Source organism: Bacillus sp. LK2, assembly GCF_001043575.1.
Classification (GTDB): domain Bacteria; phylum Bacillota; class Bacilli; order Bacillales; family Bacillaceae_G; genus Bacillus_A; species Bacillus_A paramycoides.
Genome location: NZ_LDUK01000006.1, coordinates 57,724 through 78,127 on the forward strand (window position 1 = coordinate 57,724; position 20,404 = coordinate 78,127).

General features: G+C 35.6%; 22 protein-coding genes. 5 read left to right on the top strand and 17 right to left on the bottom strand.

The genetic code is table 11. The features are described from left to right. Positions 1-8: 8 nt before the first annotated feature. The 3 genes from VK90_RS06385 to VK90_RS06395 form a co-directional block, all read right to left on the bottom strand. Positions 9-542: an RNA polymerase sigma factor gene (locus VK90_RS06385; RefSeq protein ID WP_048371357.1), complete on the bottom strand. Its 534-nt coding sequence runs from the start codon at positions 540-542 to the stop codon at positions 9-11. Between the two features lie 206 nt (positions 543-748). Continuing rightward, positions 749-1,555, bottom strand: a complete 807-nt coding sequence (locus tag VK90_RS06390; protein ID WP_048371359.1) for an ABC transporter permease subunit — start codon at positions 1,553-1,555, stop codon at positions 749-751. Beyond that, on the bottom strand, positions 1,548-2,441 hold the full coding sequence (locus VK90_RS06395) for an ABC transporter ATP-binding protein (protein ID WP_048371361.1): 894 nt from the start codon (positions 2,439-2,441) through the stop codon (positions 1,548-1,550). Before VK90_RS06395 ends, VK90_RS06390 begins: the two co-directional genes overlap by 8 nt. Before the next feature lie 155 nt (positions 2,442-2,596). On the opposite strand from VK90_RS06395, the gene VK90_RS06400 reads away from it, so the two are divergent. Further along, positions 2,597-3,199, top strand: a complete 603-nt coding sequence (locus tag VK90_RS06400) for a TetR/AcrR family transcriptional regulator (protein WP_231595830.1) — start codon at positions 2,597-2,599, stop codon at positions 3,197-3,199. A gap of 26 nt (positions 3,200-3,225) precedes the next feature. On the opposite strand, the gene VK90_RS06405 is transcribed toward VK90_RS06400, so the two are convergent. The 8 genes from VK90_RS06405 to VK90_RS06440 form a co-directional block, all read right to left on the bottom strand. Beyond that, a complete protein-coding gene (locus VK90_RS06405; protein WP_048371364.1) occupies positions 3,226-4,257 on the bottom strand; it encodes an oxidoreductase in 1,032 nt (343 codons plus the stop codon). Positions 4,258-4,485: 228 nt separating this feature from the next. Next, the gene (parC, locus tag VK90_RS06410) at positions 4,486-6,909 is read right to left on the bottom strand and encodes a DNA topoisomerase IV subunit A (RefSeq protein ID WP_048371366.1); all 2,424 of its coding nucleotides are present in this window, start codon (positions 6,907-6,909) and stop codon (positions 4,486-4,488) included. Position 6,910: 1 nt separating this feature from the next. Continuing rightward, the gene (gene parE / locus VK90_RS06415) at positions 6,911-8,875 is read right to left on the bottom strand and encodes a DNA topoisomerase IV subunit B (RefSeq protein WP_048371368.1); all 1,965 of its coding nucleotides are present in this window, start codon (positions 8,873-8,875) and stop codon (positions 6,911-6,913) included. A 374-nt stretch (positions 8,876-9,249) separates the two neighbouring features. Continuing rightward, positions 9,250-9,663 carry a CoA-binding protein gene (locus tag VK90_RS06420; RefSeq protein ID WP_048371369.1) on the bottom strand — a complete coding sequence of 138 codons (414 nt, stop codon included), beginning with the start codon at positions 9,661-9,663 and terminating at the stop codon, positions 9,250-9,252. Between the two features lie 70 nt (positions 9,664-9,733). Next, on the bottom strand, positions 9,734-10,981 hold the full coding sequence (locus VK90_RS06425) for a S1C family serine protease (protein WP_048371372.1): 1,248 nt from the start codon (positions 10,979-10,981) through the stop codon (positions 9,734-9,736). A gap of 202 nt (positions 10,982-11,183) precedes the next feature. Continuing rightward, positions 11,184-11,861: a response regulator transcription factor gene (locus VK90_RS06430; protein WP_048371373.1), complete on the bottom strand. Its 678-nt coding sequence runs from the start codon at positions 11,859-11,861 to the stop codon at positions 11,184-11,186. A gap of 18 nt (positions 11,862-11,879) precedes the next feature. After that, positions 11,880-12,332, bottom strand: coding sequence for an anaerobic ribonucleoside-triphosphate reductase activating protein (gene nrdG / locus VK90_RS06435; protein ID WP_048371375.1), 453 nt, complete (start codon positions 12,330-12,332; stop codon positions 11,880-11,882). Further along, positions 12,329-14,185 carry an anaerobic ribonucleoside triphosphate reductase gene (locus VK90_RS06440; RefSeq protein ID WP_048371377.1) on the bottom strand — a complete coding sequence of 619 codons (1,857 nt, stop codon included), beginning with the start codon at positions 14,183-14,185 and terminating at the stop codon, positions 12,329-12,331. Before VK90_RS06440 ends, nrdG begins: the two co-directional genes overlap by 4 nt. 225 nt (positions 14,186-14,410) lie before the next feature. Between VK90_RS06440 and plsY the strand changes: the two genes are divergently transcribed. Together plsY and VK90_RS06450 are read left to right on the top strand one after the other, a co-directional pair. Then, complete coding sequence (plsY, locus tag VK90_RS06445) at positions 14,411-15,007, top strand: glycerol-3-phosphate 1-O-acyltransferase PlsY (RefSeq protein ID WP_048371379.1); 597 nt, start codon at positions 14,411-14,413, stop codon at positions 15,005-15,007. A 108-nt stretch (positions 15,008-15,115) separates the two neighbouring features. Then, complete coding sequence (locus VK90_RS06450; protein WP_025148079.1) at positions 15,116-15,406, top strand: HesB/YadR/YfhF family protein; 291 nt, start codon at positions 15,116-15,118, stop codon at positions 15,404-15,406. Between the two features lie 27 nt (positions 15,407-15,433). Here VK90_RS06450 and VK90_RS06455 read toward each other — a convergent pair whose 3' ends face one another. Then, positions 15,434-15,853, bottom strand: a complete 420-nt coding sequence (locus VK90_RS06455; RefSeq protein ID WP_048371381.1) for an acyl-CoA thioesterase — start codon at positions 15,851-15,853, stop codon at positions 15,434-15,436. A 109-nt stretch (positions 15,854-15,962) separates the two neighbouring features. On the opposite strand from VK90_RS06455, the gene VK90_RS06460 reads away from it, so the two are divergent. Continuing rightward, on the top strand, positions 15,963-17,255 hold the full coding sequence (locus VK90_RS06460) for a glycosyl hydrolase family 18 protein (protein ID WP_048371383.1): 1,293 nt from the start codon (positions 15,963-15,965) through the stop codon (positions 17,253-17,255). A gap of 31 nt (positions 17,256-17,286) precedes the next feature. Here VK90_RS06460 and tlp read toward each other — a convergent pair whose 3' ends face one another. The 5 genes from tlp to VK90_RS06480 form a co-directional block, all read right to left on the bottom strand. Beyond that, a complete protein-coding gene (gene tlp / locus VK90_RS06465; protein ID WP_025148077.1) occupies positions 17,287-17,484 on the bottom strand; it encodes a small acid-soluble spore protein Tlp in 198 nt (65 codons plus the stop codon). 92 nt (positions 17,485-17,576) lie between these two features. Beyond that, complete coding sequence (sspN, locus tag VK90_RS06470) at positions 17,577-17,711, bottom strand: acid-soluble spore protein SspN (RefSeq protein ID WP_000527988.1); 135 nt, start codon at positions 17,709-17,711, stop codon at positions 17,577-17,579. 43 nt (positions 17,712-17,754) lie between these two features. Further along, on the bottom strand, positions 17,755-17,898 hold the full coding sequence (locus tag VK90_RS27550; protein ID WP_001254699.1) for an FbpB family small basic protein: 144 nt from the start codon (positions 17,896-17,898) through the stop codon (positions 17,755-17,757). Between the two features lie 131 nt (positions 17,899-18,029). Beyond that, positions 18,030-18,977, bottom strand: a complete 948-nt coding sequence (locus VK90_RS06475; protein WP_048371385.1) for a 3'-5' exonuclease — start codon at positions 18,975-18,977, stop codon at positions 18,030-18,032. A 119-nt stretch (positions 18,978-19,096) separates the two neighbouring features. Then, positions 19,097-19,672 carry a TlpA family protein disulfide reductase gene (locus VK90_RS06480; RefSeq protein WP_048371387.1) on the bottom strand — a complete coding sequence of 192 codons (576 nt, stop codon included), beginning with the start codon at positions 19,670-19,672 and terminating at the stop codon, positions 19,097-19,099. A gap of 483 nt (positions 19,673-20,155) precedes the next feature. Here VK90_RS06480 and VK90_RS06485 point away from each other — a divergent pair, with 483 nt between their 5' ends. Next, positions 20,156-20,371 carry a hypothetical protein gene (locus VK90_RS06485; protein WP_025148074.1) on the top strand — a complete coding sequence of 72 codons (216 nt, stop codon included), beginning with the start codon at positions 20,156-20,158 and terminating at the stop codon, positions 20,369-20,371. The last annotated feature ends 33 nt before the right edge of the window (positions 20,372-20,404 follow it).

Below are 20,404 nucleotides of genomic sequence, written 5' to 3' on the forward strand. Positions count from 1 at the left end.
ACCACCTCCTACTCCATCTTTAATCGCTCTTCTAATTGTTCCCTTGCACGTGACAATCTTGATTTAACCGTGCCTTTTGGAATTTCTAAAAGCGCTGCAATACTTTCTTGATTCATATCTTCATAATAATAAAGTACGGTTACAGCTCTTAGTTCTTCCGTTAAAGACTGAATAGCATTACAAAGATCAATATCTTCATATCGATCGAAGGCCACCATATTACTATCATAATCCTCAATTACTATTACTTTTTTATAAGAGCGAATTATATTGTTACACTCATTTATTAAAATTCTAATTAGCCAAGTTTGAAAAAACTCTTCCTTTTTCAGTTTTTTTATATTTTCATAAGCTTTTAAAATTGTTGCCTGCATCGCATCCTCTATATTCGTCTCATCATGTAACATCGCCTTCGCAATGCGATACATCTTCACTTTTTCTGTATGTATAAGTGCCATGAAAGCCTCATGATCACCCTTTTTAGCTAAAGAAACATCCGTTTCTTCTTTTACAATCATCTTATATAAAGGAATTACTTTCACAATTGGTCCTCCTGTTTCAGCCTCTCTTCAAATTCAACTTTACACTTATTAGACGGAGTAGCCTATAAAAAGGTTCACTTTTTCGAATATTTTCACAAGAATAAAGGCAAGCATTCAATTTTGACTATCTACTTAGATATTACTCTAAAAAATATCCCTTTGAATTTACAAACAAAAAAGCCCACTTTCACAGTGGACTTTCTAATCTACAAAGGTAAATCCCTCTTCCTAAACACTACAATTGCTATTATAAAGAGACAAAGCGCTCCGGCAGTTAAACCTATGCTTACTGGCCATATATTATATGTTCCTTCAGCAATTTCTTTCGGGCGAAACAACGTAAATAATGATATATTTCTCATCCATTCTAACTTATCACTTAATTTCCCTACCATATCTAACATGAAAAATAAGATTGTTAAACTTGCTGAGTAGCTAAGTGCTTTTCTTTCATCATTACATATACAAGAAAATAAAAATGAATAGGCGCTAACTACTAAAAACACAAGCCCTCCGACTATATTTATTTTTAAAAATAACTCTTTATTTAAGTTATTATCTTTTAAAAACCATTCTGCACCTAATATACCCGCTACGTAAGTAACAAATACAATAATTAGTAGCCCCAATATGAGAACCGTAGCTTGTGTAATTGCAATTTTCACCCTAGATACAGGTGTTGCTAGCAAGTATGCCATCGCTCCTTTATCTACATGCCGAGCAATTAAATGTGTTGCAACCGTGACGCAAAAAATTGTTAAAATGATAATAAACAATAGGCTATAGTACTCACCAGCTAAAAAATCCATTACATTTTGAATTGGGCTTTCCATACCAACGATTTTTTTTACACTATCAGGCATAGCACTTATTAATTCATTTAAGCCTTTCGCTGAAACCATCGATGGAAATATCCAAATTAATAACCATAAATAAAGAGCTGCACCAGTAGCATAACTCCATATACTTTTTTGCGTTTCTTTCAAACTAGCTAAGAATAGTTGTTTATTCATGCTTTACCCCTTCTTTCTGATCGTAATAATGCATAAATAAATGTTCTAAATCCGTCGCTCTCGTTTGAAGTGCCGTTACATTATAGTTTGATAGTATTTGTAAAACAGTTTGATAGTTTCCTTGCACAATAATTGATGCTGTTTTCCCTTTCACAGCCTCGAATTGTAAATTTGATTGTGTAAGTGACTGTACTTCATCTTGAGATGATACTGTTACATCTATTACTTGTCTTCGCATTCCTTGTAAATCGTGAATATCTTCAACCGTTACGAGACGTCCATCTTTAATAATAGCTACTCGGTCACATGTACGTTCAATTTCAGTGAAAATATGCGACGACATAAGAATCGTTTTCCCTCTTTGTTTTTCTTCTAATATTAAATCTATGAATATTTGCTGCATAAGTGGATCGAGCCCTGATGTTGGTTCATCTAAAATTAATACTTCTGGATCATGCATAAATGCAGCAACTATTCCTACTTTTTGTTTCATTCCTTTAGACATTTTTCGGATCGGTGTTTTCACATCAAATTGCAGACGTTCTATTAATTCATCGCGTCTCTTCGTTTCCTTTAACCCGCGCATACCTTGCATCAAATTTAAAAACTCTAGTCCATTCATTCCTTCAATAAAAGAAATTTCTCCTGGTAAATAACCAACTTCTCTTTGAATTTTCGCTGCCTCATCCCAGCAATCTAATCCGAAAATTGTTGCTCTACCAGCTGTCGGTTTTATAAACCCCATTAAATTACGAATAGTTGTTGATTTTCCAGCTCCATTTGGCCCTAAGTAACCGAATACTTCCCCTTCTTTCACTTCAAATGTAATATCAAACAAGCCTTTCCCATTTGAAAACTGTTTTGTAACATTTTGAACTGAAATCATAAACCCACCTCATTTTTTGAAATATTTGATTGATGATATTTCAAAATCATTGTACTCCTCATCCTTCATATTCGCAACAACTTTTTGAAATATTTATATGTCCATATTTCAAAAATATTGTTTTCAATTATCTTTTCTTGTATATTTTAATTGAGGTGATTAAATTGAATGGCTTTGAAAAAGTGAAAGAAAAGAAAAAACGTGCCATTAAAGATGCGGCCTTCGAATTATTTTCTGAACGTGGATTTAATGAAGTGAAAATAGAACATATCGCGAAAGAAGCAAACGTTTCTCAAGTGACAATTTATAACCATTTCGGTAGTAAAGATGCCCTATTTAGAGAGTTAATTCAAGAATTTATACAAAGTGAGTTTCAATACTATACAGAGCTTGCTGATGAAAATTTGCCTTTTCACGAATTGATGCAAAAAATGATCGTAAGAAAAATGGAAACTGGCGGATTATTTCAACCTGATATGCTACTACAAGTGATGCAAAGAGACGAAGAACTTCGGAAATTTGTTTATAGCTATCAAAATGAAACTATACTCCCTTGGTTTTTAGAAATACTAGAAAAAGCGAAGCAAAAAAATGAAATTAATCCTCACCTTTCAAAAGAAATGATGCTACTTTACATTCAAATGTTTACTAAGTTAGGTGATGACTTCGGAGCAAAGCTTCTTGAAGGAGATCGAGAAAAACATATACAAGATATCGTCACAATGTTCTTTTACGGGCTTTCCGTTCCCCAAAAATAAAAAAAGACACGAAATCGTGTCTTTTTTTATTTCACTGAAATTGCTCTGCCAGTTTCACTACTTTCAATTGCTAATTGAATAAGCTTAATAACTTCCAAACCTTCTTCAGCTGTTACTGGTGGCTCTGCACCATTTAATATACTATTTCCAATCTCTTTATAATACATTTCATAACAGCCGACTTCTGTTGGAATACGTTCTAACTTTTCTTCCGTTTCTAAAATAGCAAAGTTCGCTTCTTTATCTGTTCCGTAACCACTATCGCCCGGCTTTATACCATTCTTTAATTGTTCTTCCTGCGAATCCATACCGTATTTCACGATAGAACCTTTATCTCCATGAAGTGTAAAATGTGGGCCTGCTTGTTTTACGTAACTACTACTATGTAAAATAACGCGCTTTACTCCATAGTGAAGTACAACATGGAAATAATCATCTATTTCCGCACCTGGTCGTTGTTTTATTACATCTGCACTAATTGCATCTGGTTTACCAAATAGAGATAATGCTTGATCCATTAAATGTGAACCTAAGTCATATAAAATTCCTGACCCTGGTAAATTCTTTTCTCTCCAGCGATCACGTACATGTGGACGAAAACGGTCAAAATGCGCTTCATATGCATATACGTTCCCTAATCTTTTTTCTTGTAATAATTTCTTTATCGTTAAAAAATCATTATCAAAACGACGATTGTGATACACACTTAAAACGACATTATGTTGCTTCGCTAATGAAATCAGTTCTTCGCCTTCTTCAATTGAAACAACGAATGGTTTTTCCACAACAACATGCTTACCGTGTAAAATTGCTTCTTTTACATATGGAAAATGAGTTGTATTCGGCGAAGTAATGACAACTAGGTCAATATCCCCTCGATTTACTAATTCATCAATTGTGCCAACAACTTCAGTATTTGGTAATGCTTGTTTCACTACTTCTTCTTTTGATGATAAAATAGCACGAATATCATATGCTTCTATCGTTTGTAATAACGGGATGTGAAATGTTGTACTAGAAAATCCAAACCCTACAATCCCTACACCAATTTTTTTCATGCTGCCCCTCCATTTATGAGAACGATTTCATTACATTATTATAACAAGATTATTTTCATATACATAATAATTTGCTTTAGAAAAAAGGAGCCCTAAATTAATCTTTTTCAAAAAATAAAATAGTATATGAGCGCTTTTTCAAATATATCGTTTTACCGACACAAACTGACAGTAACGTATTAATAAGAAAAGGATGTTCCAAAATAACTTTTGGGACATCCTCTTCCTTTATTCCGGTCTTTTCTTCGTCCACGTTTCCACTACTTCACCAGTATCATTAACATCTAGTACTAAACTACCATTACTATACCGGTCTTTATTTCGAAACGCCTTCGGATCAATTTCTTCTACAATGTGTTTCTCTGTCTTCATGTAAACTAATTCATCATCTCGAACAATTTCAATACCGACAATGCGGTACGGATTACGTTTTAACTCTTTGAAAATAACAAGGCCTCGCTTCGCCCTCGTTGATTTCTCAATTTCTGATGCCTTTATACGTTTCACAGCACCTCGCTGCGTAATGAGAATAAGTTGATCTTTGTCACCATTTAACGGTTTACCAGAAGCAACATAGTCATCTTCTTTTAAATTAATTGCTTTCACACCAGCCGCCCTTACACCAACTGGACTTACTTCTTCTTCATTGAATACAAGTGCATATGCACCATGTGTTGCAAGAACAATATCACTTGTCCCATCTGTCGCAAATATATCGACAACTTCATCATCTTTTTTCAAGTTTACAGCAACAAACGCCCGTGAATAACGCTGAACTTTATATTGATTTAATTCTGTTTTCTTAATCATACCGTTTCGTGTAACAAATACGATAAATCGTTTTTCTTCCTCAAAGTTCGGTACGACTGTCGCCCAGATAATCATTTCATCCCGCTCGAGTGATACAAGATTCGCAACGTGTTGACCTAAATCTTTCCAACGAATTTCCGGCATTTCATATACAGGAAGATAAATATAATTTCCTTTGTTCGTAAATAAAAGAATGGTTTCTGTCGTGTTTGTATCGAAACGCTCAAGTAAGATGTCACCCTCTTTCATACCGAAGTCTTTCCCGTTCGATGCATTATGCGAACGCCAACCTGTTCGTTTCACATATCCTTCTTTCGTTACAGTAACGATGACATCTTCTTGCGGAATCATAACTTCCACATCGATTTTAATTTCTTCAATTTCCTCTTCAATTATCGCACGGCGATCATCACTATATGTTTTCTTTACTCTCTTCAAATCTGTTTTAATGACTTGAAGAAGTCTTTTTTCACTTTGTAAAATTGACTGTAACTCTATAATTTTCTTATTAAGTTCAGCTGCTTCTTGCTCTAACGCTGTAATATCTGTATTCGTTAAACGATATAGTTGCAGTGAAACAATTGCTTCTGACTGCGCCTCTGTAAATCCAAATTTCGCACTTAAATTATCTTTCGCATTACGCTTATCTTTAGACCCACGGATTGTTTCAATCACTTCATCTAAAATTGATAATGCTTTCTTTAAGCCTTCTACAATATGTTGACGACTTTCTGCTTTTCTTAATTCATATTGCGAACGTCTCGTAACAACTTCTTTCTGATGCCCAATATATGCATCCAAAATCTTAGGTAATGTCATAAGTGTTGGACGACGATTATTTATCGCTACCATATTAAAGTTGTATGGAATTTGTAAATCTGTATTTTTATATAAATAATTTAAAATACCTTCAGCATTCGCTTCTTTTTTTAATTCTACAACGATGCGAAGACCTGTACGGTCTGTCTCATCACGCACTTCAGCAATTCCATCTAGCTTTTTATCTAGACGTAATTCATCCATTTTCTTAACAAGGTTCGCTTTATTTACCTCGTACGGAATTTCTGTAATAACGATTTGTTGCTTCCCGCCACGAATCGTTTCAACTTCTGCTTTTCCGCGAATAATAATTTTGCCTTTCCCTGTTTCATACGCTTTTTTAATGCCATCTATCCCTTGAATAATACCACCTGTAGGGAAATCTGGTCCTTTAATAACTGTTAACAAGTCATCCACAGAACTATTCGGTTGATCGATACGCATCATTGTAGCATCAATTACTTCTCCAAGATGATGCGGTGGAATTTCTGTTGCATAACCAGCGGAAATCCCTGTAGAACCGTTCACTAATAAGTTCGGGAACATTGCCGGTAATACAACTGGTTCTTCACTCGTATCATCAAAGTTTGACACAAATTCTACTGTTTCTTTATCGAGATCACGTAATAACTCTGATGCGATTGGTGATAAACGGGCTTCTGTATAACGCATTGCCGCTGCTGGATCCCCATCAACACTACCGTTATTTCCGTGCATTTCAACTAAAACATTACGTACTTTCCAAGTTTGACTTAAACGGACCATCGCCTCATATACAGAGGAATCACCATGTGGATGGTAATTACCAATAACGTTACCAACTGTTTTAGCTGATTTACGAAACGCTTTATCATGTACGTTTCCTTCTACATACATAGAGTATAAAATACGTCTTTGTACCGGTTTTAAACCGTCACGCGCATCTGGAAGCGCGCGGTCTTGAATTATATATTTACTATAACGTGCAAAGCGGTCACCTAACACGTCTTCAAGCGGGAGGTCATGAAACTTCTCTGCCTGCATGTTATTCCACCTCCGTCTCCATAATCATTTCGTTTTCTAAAATATTTCCTTCTTCTTGCATACCAAATTGTACATTACGCTCAATCCATTTACGACGCGGTTCTACTTTATCACCCATCAATGTAGTCACACGGCGCTCCGCTCTTGCTGCATCATCAATTTTCACTCGGATTAATGTACGCGTTTCAGGGTTCATTGTCGTTTCCCATAACTGATCGGCATTCATTTCACCAAGTCCTTTATAACGCTGCAACATATAACCTTTGCCGACCTTTTTCGTTACACCATCTAATTCGTCATCAGACCATGCATATTCAATTACTTCACTTTTCCCTTTCCCTTTACTTACTTTATATAAAGGTGGAAGTGCGATAAATACTTTACCAGCTTCGATAAGTGGTTTCATATATCTGTAGAAGAAAGTTAATAACAATACTTGAATATGAGCTCCATCTGTATCGGCATCGGTCATAATAACAACTTTATCGTAGTTAATATCTTCAACAGCGAACTCATTTCCTACGCCGCCACCAATTGCATAAATAATTGTGTTAATCTCTTCATTCTTAAAAATGTCAGCGAGCTTTGCTTTTTCCGTGTTAATTACTTTACCACGTAATGGTAGCACCGCTTGGAAACGGCGATCTCGCCCTTGCTTTGCTGAACCACCAGCCGAGTCACCCTCTACTAAATACAATTCGTTTTTCTGAGGATTACGTGATTGTGCAGGTGTTAACTTCCCGCTTAAAGTACCTTCTGATTTTTTCTTCTTCTTACCAGTACGTGCTTCTTCTCTCGCTTTACGAGCAGCCTCACGTGCTTGCGCTGCTTTAACTGCCTTTCTCACAAGAAGTGTAGCTACATCCGGATTTTCTTCTAAAAAGTAAGCTAAATGCTCAGATACAATGGCATCAATTGAAGAACGCGCTTCACTTGTACCCAGTTTCCCTTTCGTTTGCCCTTCAAACTGAAGTACTTCTTCTGGTACACGTACAGAAACGATAGCCGCTACACCTTCACGAATATCTGTACCTTCTAAGTTTTTATCTTTTTCTTTTAATAGTGAAACTTTACGAGCATACTCATTAAACACACGTGTCATCGCTGTTTTAAATCCAGCTTCGTGTGTTCCACCGTCTTTTGTACGTACGTTATTTACAAACGAAAGAATGTTTTCTGAATAGCCATCGTTAAATTGAAATGCTAGCTCTGCCTCAATTCCATTTTGTTCACCAGTAAAATATACAACCGGATGAATTGAATCTTTTTCTTCGTTTAAGTATGAAACGAAAGCTTCAATTCCTGTTTCATAATGAAAGACATCTTCTAAATCATTTCGTTCATCTTTTATTGAGATCTTCATCCCTTTTAATAAGAATGCAGATTCGCGTAATCTTTCACATAATGTTTCATAATTATAATTTGTTGTGCTGAAAATTGTTGTATCTGGCTTAAAGTGCATTGTCGTACCAGATTCTTTCGTTTTTCCGATTTTCTCTAACGTCGTTGCAGGAATACCACCATTTTCAAAGCGTTGTTCATAAATGTTACCATCACGCTTAATCGTTACTACTAACCATTCTGATAAGGCGTTTACAACTGATGCCCCAACACCGTGTAAACCACCACTCGTTTTATAGCCTCCTTGGCCAAACTTACCACCAGCATGAAGTACAGTTAAAATAACTTCAGGTGTTGGTTTCCCAAGTTTATGCATTCCCGTAGGCATTCCTCGCCCTTTATCAATAACACTAATACTATTATCTTTATGTATTACGACAGAAATTTCGTCGCCAAATCCCGCTAACGCTTCGTCAACGGAGTTATCTACTATTTCATATACTAAATGATGCAATCCACGGCTATCCGTACTCCCGATATACATACCCGGGCGTTTTCGAACGGCTTCAAGTCCTTCTAACACTTGAATTGCATCTTCATTGTATTGGAACTGATGCTTCGCCAAACTCCTTGCCCCTTTCCTAATCAAATCAGAACATATGTTTCTATTATAGAATAACGCCTCGACTATAGTTTTGGCAAGTTATCTTATCTCTTTTATATACCATTTTCAATAGAAAAATCCTTGTTTTTTCACAAGGATTCCTCTAGGCTACTATTTCAGAAAAATAATCGTTTGTCAACGAGAAATGGATATGTATTCCAAGATTACACATTCCAAACCTTAATTATGATCCAAATGATCAATATCCAAAATGGGATAACAAGTAACAATCCCCAAAAACAGCCTTTAAAAAATCTCATGATGAACACCTCGTTCATCGGCCCTATTCATATATATATAGGGCTGAATCAATCTTTCTATCTTTAAAATCTATACTATTTTGTCATCGCATGCTCTACTTTAATACAACGATCCATTATTACAGTATAGCCTTTTTCTTGTAAAAGTTTATATGTATCTTCATCTTGTACTCCTAATTGTGCCCAAAAAACATCTGCATCAATCTCTACAAATTCTTTTGCAACATCCATTAAAAATTCTGAACGACGAAATACATTTACGATATCAACATGTTCTTTAATATCAGTCAGTGAAGAAACGGCCTTTTCTCCAAGCACTTCATCTACTGTTGGATTTACTGGAATAATGCGGTACCCAGCATCTTGCATTGCTTTTGAAACCATATATGATGTACGTTCTGGCTTATCTGATAATCCAACAACTGCAATCGTTTTGCTTTTTTTCAATACCTCACCAATTTCCGTACGAGTTGGGTTTTCAATTGTCATAATTAATCCCTCCTATACCTTTAGTATATCCGATAAAGAAAGTCTCTTTCAACATGAAAGAGACTTTCTTTTATTGATTCTTAGTAGCTGTATTATCTGCTAATGTAGCTGTTTTCGTCATTTTTTGACCATTTCGGTAGAATGTAACGTCTACTTTCTCTCCTACTTTTTTCTTTTCATATAAGTATTTACGGAATTGAAGTGAATTTTCTACTTTTTGATCATCTAATGCTACTACAATATCATATTGCTCTAAACCAGCTTTTTCTGCCGGAGATATTGGATAAATTTTACCTAATACAACTCCATTTGTTACTTCTTTTGGCACTTTTAATTGATTTACTGCATAAGCTTGCACATCTTCTAATGAAACTACACCGACTCCAAGTGCTGGACGTTTCACCACTCCATCTTTTTCAAGTGATTCAATAACTGGTTTTGCGATGTTAATTGGGATTGCAAAACCAATACCCTCTACTGATTGCTGAGCTATTTTACTTGAGTTAATACCGATTACCTCACCGTTTTGGTTAAATAGCGCACCACCACTATTACCAGGGTTAATCGCTGCATCTGTTTGAATAACTTGTGCTTGCCAATCCGGACGTTTATCACCATCAATATCAACTGGAATTTCACGCTCTTTACTACTGATGATACCTTCCGTTACACTTCCATCAAATCCTAATGGGTTACCGATTGCAATTGCTTTCTCACCCGCACGAATTTTACTTGAATCACCTAAACTTGCAACTTTATTCACATTAGATCCATCAATCTCTACAACAGCTAAATCTAACCAAGGATCTTTCCCGACTAATTTTGCATCTACCTTTTTACCGTCGCTTAGTTTAACAGCAAGCTTATTCGCCCCATCTACTACATGGTTATTCGTTACGATATATGCTTTATTTCCTGCTTTTTTATATATTACACCTGATCCTGAACCAGCTTCTTGTTCTTGTTCTTGACCTGTCGGTTGCATTGCAAATGGATCGACGCTTTGCTGCATATTAATTACTCCTACGACAACATCCTTCGCACCTTCAATCATACCTGGTAAATCAGTTTCATTTTTCGCTTTATTTACAACTGGAACTACAGTTCCTTCTACTTGTTTATTAGAATTAAATGACGAAACAGCCGCACCATTATTTTGCACCCATGGCATGTACGGTGCTGCAAAACTAATTGAAACAGCTCCAACTACAGCTCCAACTAAACCTGTGAAAAAATATCCTTTTTTACTACCTGATTTTTTCATTTCTCTCATTTCACTTTGCTCTTCATTTAAATTCGGTCCGTCGTAATATCCCATGTTTTTTTCCCCTCTCTGGTGAATTCGTACTTTCAGTATAGTCACATTTTGTGTCCTTCTTGTGAACTCATCGTGAAATCCAATTAAAAAAATACTCCTATCTACCATTGTAGACAAGAAAAGTATTTTTTGTACATTCCACCTACAAAGGAGAGTGTAAATTTGCTATATTCCCAAGCTAAAGTTCATAGTAACTTAAAGATTATTCTTCAAATTTGTAACCGACTCGAATGACAGTACCGATATGCTTCGCTTTATCTCCTAGCTTATTTCGCAGTTTTTTAATATGTGTATCAACCGTTCGATCATCACCGTAATAGTCATATCCCCATAACTGATCTAATAAATGTTGGCGTGACAACACAATTCCCTTGTTCTCCATTAAATAAACGAGAAGTTCAAACTCCTTATGTGTCAATATAATTTCTTCTCCATCTACTAAAACTGTTCTAGACAATCGATTCACTTCTATTCCAGCAAAAGACATAGCATTTTCCTCAGCTACTCCTACCGCTCCATCTGCACGTTTCAATAACGTCTTTGCGCGAGCTACTAACACCTTCGGGCTAAAAGGTTTTGTTACATACTCATCTGCACCTAGTTCAAATCCTAGTAATGTATCATCCTCATCAGAACGTGCAGTCAGCATAATAATTGGTACCGCTGACTCTTTTCTAATTCGTCTACAAACCGACCAACCATCTATTTCTGGTAACATAATATCTAACATAATTAAATCAATTGTATGTTCAGCAAATAATTCTAGCGCTTTTTTTCCATCTTCCGCTTCGATTACTTCAAAGCCCTCATTACGAAAATAATCACTAACAATTTCACGTAATCTTCTTTCATCTTCAACAAGTAATACTGTTTTATTCATCTGACCTATCCCGCCTTTTTACTCTTGCAATCGAATAATACGTTGATTGGAGCTTCCGCGAAATGGAAGTGTTAAATCTTTTTTATTAAGTTCAAATCTTCCATCGACCAGAACGTCCCCATAATGTAACAACTCTATCATATCATTATTTTGGGCACTCTGTATCTCTTCTAACGTATAACCTGTATAAATCCATAAATTTTTTTTCAAATCTTTCACTGCTTTTGCTACTTTTTTCACTTCAGCAGCTTGAAAAAATGGATCTCCGCCTGAAAATGTTACATCGGTTAATGGATTTTTTTCAATCTCTTTCACAATTTCTTCTACCGTCATTTCAGTTCCGTTGCAAACATTCCAAGATTTCGGATTATGACAACCGATACAACGATGCGGACAGCCCGCAAAAAACACGACTGTCCGCAATCCTTCTCCATCTACTACACTATCATGAATGATATTCATAACTTTCATTTATGCTTCACCCGATCCATCTCTTCACTACGTTTCGCACTATTCCACTTCGACATATCTCCTACAAGATATCCTGTTATACGGCGAATTCTTTCTATTTCATTCTCATCTTCATTTCCACAGCTCGGACATTCATTCCCGATAATGCCATGATAACTACAGCACTTACAACGATCAACAGGGTGGTTAATTGAACCGTACCCTACTCCATACTCTGCCATCGCTTGTACAATTTGTTTTAACGCCTTTTGATTATGCACAGCTGCACCATCTAGTTCAATATACGTAATATGTCCACCATTACATAAAGCATGAAACGGTCCTTCTAATCGAATTTTATTTATCGCTTGAATATCATAATAAACCGGCACGTGGAATGAGTTTGTATAATAATTATGATTTGTCACACCACTAATTACACCAAATTCTTCTCTATCTTTTTTCACAAACTTTCCTGATAGCCCTTCTGCTGGCGTTGCAATTACAGAGAAATTGAGTTGATGTTCTTCTGTCGCCTTATCCATTCTCTCCCTCATAAAGGAAATGATTTCATATCCAATCTTCCACGATTCTTCATCTTCTCCATGGTGCTTCCCAGTTAAAGCTACTAAGCATTCCGCAAGACCGATAAAACCAACACTTAACGTCCCTTGTTTTAAAATCGGTGCCACAGCATCTTCAGGGCGTAACGTTTCTCCACCACGCCATACACCTTGTGAATATAAGAACTGAAAATCTCTTGCTCTCTTTGTACATTGATAAGCGAATCTCTCTAATAATTGCTTAATCCCTAAATCTAAGTAATAACTTAGCGCTTCAAAAAACGCTTCTTTTGAACCGCTGATTAGCGCTAATTTCACTAAATTAATTGAAGTAAACGATAAATTACCTCTTCCGATTGCTGTTTCTTCCCCATGGATATTAGACATAACACGAGTACGACATCCCATATAACATACTTCACTTTCAGGTCGGCCATCATAATGCACAGCATTAAACGGAGCATCTAAAAACGAAAAGTTAGGGAATAATCGCTCAGCTGTCGTTTCCAACGCTAATTCAAATAAATCATAGTTCGGATCACATTCTTCAAAGTTCACACCTTTTTTCATTTTAAAAATTTGAATAGGGAAAATCGGTGTTTCCCCTTTTCCAAGTCCAGCTTGCGTCGCCTTTAAAAGTTGTTTAATTAAAAGTCTTCCCTCTTTCGATGTGTCTGTTCCATAATTAATTGAAATAAACGGTACTTGTCCCCCGCCCCTACTATGCATACTATTCGAATTATGAACGAAAGCTTCGCACGCCTGATACGTATCATTTTCAGTTTCTTTCCATGCAAATTCCTCTATTTGTTCTTTCGTAAGCGGATATGACTGTAATCGTTTTTTATGTCTCTCTACTGTTTTTCTTACATATGGAGCTAAATCAATATCAAAGAGTGCAAACGATTGACCACCGTGTTGCATATTTTGATTCGCCTGAAAAATAATTGAAGAAAGCGCCAACGCACTTTTAATATCTTGTGGTTGTCTCATATGTCCATGTCCAGTATGAAAACCGTTAGCAAGCATTTGTGCTAACGGAATTTGTGAACAAGTCGTCGTTCCTGTCGCATAAAAATCTAAATCATGTGGATATAATATATTTTGATCTATCGCTTTTTTCACTTGATCTGATAGTAAATTTTCTACTGCATAATATTTCGCACTCTCAGATGCGAACGTTCCCATTACGCCCATTGGAGATCGGCCATCTACATTTGCATTTTCCTGCATTAAATCTTGTTCATTACCGTGGATAATTGTCTCAAATACTTTCATTAATTCTTCTCCACGTACATTTTGTTTCAACATTCATAACCCTCCACCAACATGTTGTTGTCTTTTGATTAAAATCATACAACATATAGTCTTATTGTTTCTGTGAGAAATGTAACATTCCTGTGAAATTTTTTTCACGAAATAATGAATTTTTCATTTACAAAAAAGAAATGTGCTCTTTACAAATGTATGGTACAATATACGGGAAAAACTCTTTTTACCCTTTATCAACACATTTGAATAAAGGAGACTGAACTTATGGTTACTACATATCTTTTATTTATCGTTGCCTACTTACTTGGCTCGATTCCATTTGCACTAGTCGTTGGAAAAATCGGTTATGGAATCGACATTCGTGAGCATGGAAGCGGTAATTTAGGCGGAACAAATACATTCCGCACACTAGGGAAAAAAGCAGGTTTTATCGTTACAATTGCTGACATTTTAAAAGGTACTTTAGCAACAAGTCTACCGATTATTTTCGGGTTAGATATTCACCCACTATGGTTCGGATTAGCAGCGGTTCTTGGACATGTATATCCAATCTTCGCAAAATTCCGCGGGGGGAAAGCAGTTGCAACTTCTGCTGGGGTACTATTATGCTACTCACCAGTTGTTTTTGTAATATTAGCTGTTATCTTTTTCAGCCTTTTATTTACAACAAGATACGTATCACTTTCTTCTATGGTAACAGCTGTTGCTGCTGTTATTGCATCCATTGTTAGCGGGGATAAAATCTTCATTATTGCGATGTGTTTATTAGCAGGTATGGTTATTTATAAACACCGTGCAAATATCGGACGAATTATAAATAAAACTGAACCAAAAGCAAACTTTTCAAAAAAGCAAAAATAAGATCGTAGCCCACATAACGCAAAAAGAAAACGTGAAGCATATTAATAGCGTCTTTTTGCGTTATTTTTTATACTTAAGAAAAAGCAACATAATTTGGAGGAACTATACATGAATCTTTCCGTAACAAAAGAAGCAGCACAATGGTATAAAGACGAATTAAACTTACAATCAGGTGAAACACTACGCTTTTTCGTACAATACGGTGGTTGCAGTACTGTGCAAAAAGGACTTTCTTTAGGAATTCGTAAAGATGACCCTGCACATCCTGCTGTTCAAATTCAAGAAGAAGGTATTAATTTCTTTATTGAAGGCGATGATGAGTGGTTCTTCGATGGACATAATTTATTAGTTACACTTAATGACGGTGATGATTTCCCTCAATTTAATTATGAAAAATAAAAAAGCGTGGCTACTGCCACGCTTTTTTTATTTCTTTTTAATTTCCTCATATTTCGCATACCACTCAGGATATAATTTTTTAAATGATACAGGGCGAAAACCTTCTTTTTTCGCACAAATATTCGTTGTACTTGCCGTAATACAAAGCTCACCATCGCCGTTATAAATTTCATATCCATATACAACACGAAGTGGACTCACAGTATCGATCCATGTTTTCACAATGGCCTTTTCTCCGTAACGCATCGCTTTACGGTATGAGATTTGCAAGTCTAATACAGGAGAGATAACTCCATCTCTCTCCATTTCAACATATGAAAATCCTAATTCTTGTATAAGTTTCGTGCGTCCAAGTTCCAGCCACACTAAATAGTTTGAATGGTAAACAACACCCATTTGGTCTGTTTCCGCATAGCGGATTTCAATTTCATGTTCTGCTACAAACATTTCTATTCGCCTTCTTTCACTTCTGCTACCTTGCATACATTTAATCATAATACAGCGGAATCAAAAATAAAATAAAAACAGTGAATCTTTTATTGAAAGGGGCAAGCACATGATTCAAATTGTAACTGTTCGTAGCGGTGATAGTGTATATAGTTTAGCTTCAAAATATGGATCTACACCTGAAGAGATTGTAAAAGACAATGGCCTAAATCCATCCGAAACACTCGTTGTTGGTCAGGCACTTATCGTTAATACGAAAGGCAATAATTATTATGTACAGCCTGGTGACAGCCTGTATCGAATTTCTCAAACATATAATGTTCCTCTCGCTAGTTTAGCTAAAGTTAATAACCTTTCATTAAAATCTATTCTCCACGTCGGACAACAATTATATATACCAAAAGGGACAAAAAGAGCAGCAGAATCCATCGCTTATTTACAACCTTCAACAATTCCAATAAAAGAAAGTTTAGTAAGTGCTACACGTGCTATCAACCCATTTTTAACCTATTTAGCCTACTTTAGTTTTGAAGCAAAAAGAGACGGTACTTTAAAAGAACCAACCGAAACAGCTAAAATCGCTAACCTTGCAACGCAAGGTAAAACCATCCCTATGCTCGTTATTACAAATATCGAAAATGGAAATTTCAGTGCCGATCTGGCATCTGTTCTTTTACGCGACGCAACCATCCAAAATAAATTTATTACAAACATTTTGCAAACAGCTGAAAAATATGGCATGCGAGACATTCATTTTGATTTCGAGAATGTGGCGCCCGAAGATCGTGAAGCATATAATCGTTTTTTACGAAATGTGAAAACACGCTTACCGAACGGGTACACATTAAGTACAACTCTCGTACCAAAAACAAGCTCCACTCAAAAAGGAAAATTTTTTGCAGCCCATGATTATAAAGCACAAGGGCAAATTGTTGATTTCGTCGTTATTATGACATACGACTGGGGTTGGCAAGGTGGGCCACCGATGGCAATTTCTCCTATTGGTCCTGTAAAAGAAGTACTTCAATATGCAAAATCTCAAATGCCTCCACAAAAAATTATGATGGGGCAAAATTTATACGGTTTCGATTGGAAACTACCGTTCAAACAAGGGAATCCACCCGCAAAAGCAGTTAGCTCTGTCGCAGCTGTTGCACTAGCTCGTAAATACAATGTTCCTATCCGCTATGATTTCACAGCTCAAGCTCCACATTTTAATTACTTTGACGAAAACGGCGTACAACACGAAGTATGGTTTGAAGATTCAAGGTCCGTACAAAGTAAATTTAATTTAATGAAAGAGCAAGGTATAGGCGGCATTAGCTATTGGAAAATTGGTCTACCATTCCCACAAAATTGGCGTTTACTCGTTGAAAACTTTACAATCACGAAAAAGGGCTGACTTCCGTCAGCCCCTTTTTTTGTATATTCTGTTAAGATTCATCTTTTATTTCACTTTTAAATGAATCAATACTTTCTAAACGTCTTTGATTTTTCGCTTCAATAGCAGCACGATCTTTTTCATTAGAAAGTTCCGCTGTTTCTTTTGCTTCATTAAAATTATCAATCGTATTTTGTACCATTTCTTGTAATTTTTCAGCGTTGTCACTTCGATTGTCTGGATTCGGCATGTTATTCCCTCCTAATTATATATACTATCTTAAATTACCTATACTCCTTCAAATTTATACATAAAAAGGAGAATGCAACATTCTCCTTTTCTTTAACCGTTATCTACAATCGGTTGTTTGCCAGTTTGGTCTTGCATTTGCTTCCCTTTATTTCCACCAGCTTTTTTCGATTGTGTTCCAATTTGGTTTGGTGCAAAGTCTTTTGAATTCTTTTTCGGATTACCCATTACTATCGCCTCCTTAATACTAGTATCGTACTAGTGTTAAGAATTATTCAGCCTGCTTAAAAAGTTTCATTTCATAACGTTTTTCAATTCGCTCTTCAATTCGATCGATTGCATCACGATCGCTTAATAATTGTTGTTTATTTTCATTTACAAGTTCTTCAAACGACTTGCGGCGACTTCTTCTCATGTTGCTCACCCTTTCTCCTTCGCTTTCTTACTACATAGTATGAGCAAATGAAAAACTCTTTAATCAGATTTGTAAGAAAATTTTATGTTTTGATAAAAAATCCCATGCGCATATTTTACGCATGGGATTTTTTACACCATCATATTTAAATACTTTTTAATTTCTTCATCTGCATTTACTTTATTTGCTCTATATTCATCCAGCGCTCGTAATACCGAATCGTATTCTTCTACAATGTAGCTCTCTAACTTCAAAATGTCCTCTACACTGTCAATCATAATTCTCGTGTTGCCAATCTCACTTTTCAATGCTGCCTCACATGTTAAGCTCGTACAAATTTCTCTTACATCGTCTTCCATTTTTTCTGTTAACACATATTTCTTTCGCCCTTTTACCTTTAACCTTATAATTGGATAAAAAGCCTTTATATCTAAATAACTCCCGACATTCATACAACGAATCCATTCAATATCACGTTTATTTCGCACAAGTATTTCTTTTACCGCTTCAAATACCGCTGTGTCATCCAGTACTTCTTTCTTTGCTTTTCTCTTTCCTTCTTCTTCAACTGATGCACATCTTTGATAAACAGCTGCACATGTAATACAATCGTCAAATGCATTATGAGAACTTAAGCGAATTCCAAGCATTCGTTTTAACGTTTCCAGTTTATGATTAGGCGCATGCTTCATATATTTTTTCGCTAAAAAGACAGTATCAATAACGTTATTTTTAGGCTCAGGTAGTCCCATCATATTTACATTACTCTTTAAAAAACGCATATCAAAAGAAGCATTATGTGCCACAATAATATTTGTATCTAGAAATGCTAAAAATAAAGGTAATACTTCTTCAATTGTTGGTGCGTCTGAAACACGATAATTTGTAATACCTGTTAAGCTCGTAATTCGGCTTGGAATTGGACGCTCTGGATTCACATACGATACAAATTGATCAATCAGTTCATGATTACGGTACTTCACAGCTGCTACTTGGATAATTTTATCATTATAGGGATTAAACCCTGTCGTTTCAAAATCAATTACAACATAATCTAATGGTAAGGATACATTCCCCAATCCATACACTCCCTCATCTGTTATTAACGGTTATCTTTCTTTTATCATATCACGAAGTCATCACTCCATGAAAAAGAAAAGGCAGAAATGGCCAATATCCATCTCTGCCTTTTTACTTATTATTTCAATTTCGCAATCCGTTTTTCCATCTCTTTTTGTGTCATCGGTCCGATAAACTTATCTTGGATGACACCTTTTGTATCTATAAAATAAGACGTTGGGATTGTAATTACTTTATACGCTGTCGTCACATCAATGTTCTTGTCCAATAAAATAGGAAAAGTAATTCCTTTTTCCTTAGCAAAATTTCTTACCTTCTCTTCTCCCCCACCTTTTTCTGAAGGAGTATAATTTATAGCTAAAATTTCTACGTTTTCTTTATGCTCTTTATAAAAGGCCTCCATATCAGGCATTTCTTGCTGACATGGCCCACACCACGTTGCCCAAAAGTTTAAAATAACTTTCTTCCCTTTTAAATCAGATAATTTTATATTCGTTCCATCTATCTTTGTTAATTCAAAATCTGGTGCGCTCTTTCCAATTTCAATACCGTTCCTTGCGATAATCTCTTTCATAGCAGCTTCACTTTTTTCTTGCTTCCCTTGTACTGCCTGATCCTTTTTACCAAACTGTTCATACGCTGCATATCCCGCTAAACAAAGTAACACTACAATAATGGTAAGTTTCCGCCACATATTATATCACCCTTACGTGTTTATCTTCTTGTAACATAATTACCTAAATACTATATACCTTATTTTAGCTTATACGGACAAGCTTGGAAATATTCACATTCGAAATAGTTAGAATATTTATAGACAATATGGAATATTTTCCTTTTTATCATATAATTAGAAATACATACAAAACCTGTGAGGTGATATGTATTTTACAACTACTTATCAACCCATTTACTTTTGTTTTCTTCACTTTACCCTTACTATGTATTTTTTTTAGTTGCTTACTATACAAATTCAAATGGGCTGCTATTATTATTTCTTTTACTGTTCCACTTATATTTTTTATTATCGTCTCTGGATTTGATATATACCTAGCTTTACAAAACTTAGATGCTTGGATTGTTTATGGTGCTGTTTATTCTGTACTTTCCTATATAACGGCAGCGCTAATACGAAGAAAACTGCACATATAGAACTTTCAAAAAGGGAGGTATTTTTATGAATTTATTCGAAAAAATACTATTATATATTCTTAGTTTTATATTTTCCCCAATCGGAATTATCACTTGGATTATCTCGCTCTTCAGTAAAGATCCTGAAAAAAAGAAAGTTGGACGTATTTGTCTCTATATCGCTTTAATCTCATTTATCCTTTTAGCAGGCCTCGGTATTCTTAGTTTCTTCACAATGACTATCACCACTACTACACAATAGTTGCAGAAAGGATGATTTTTTTTTGGAGAACAC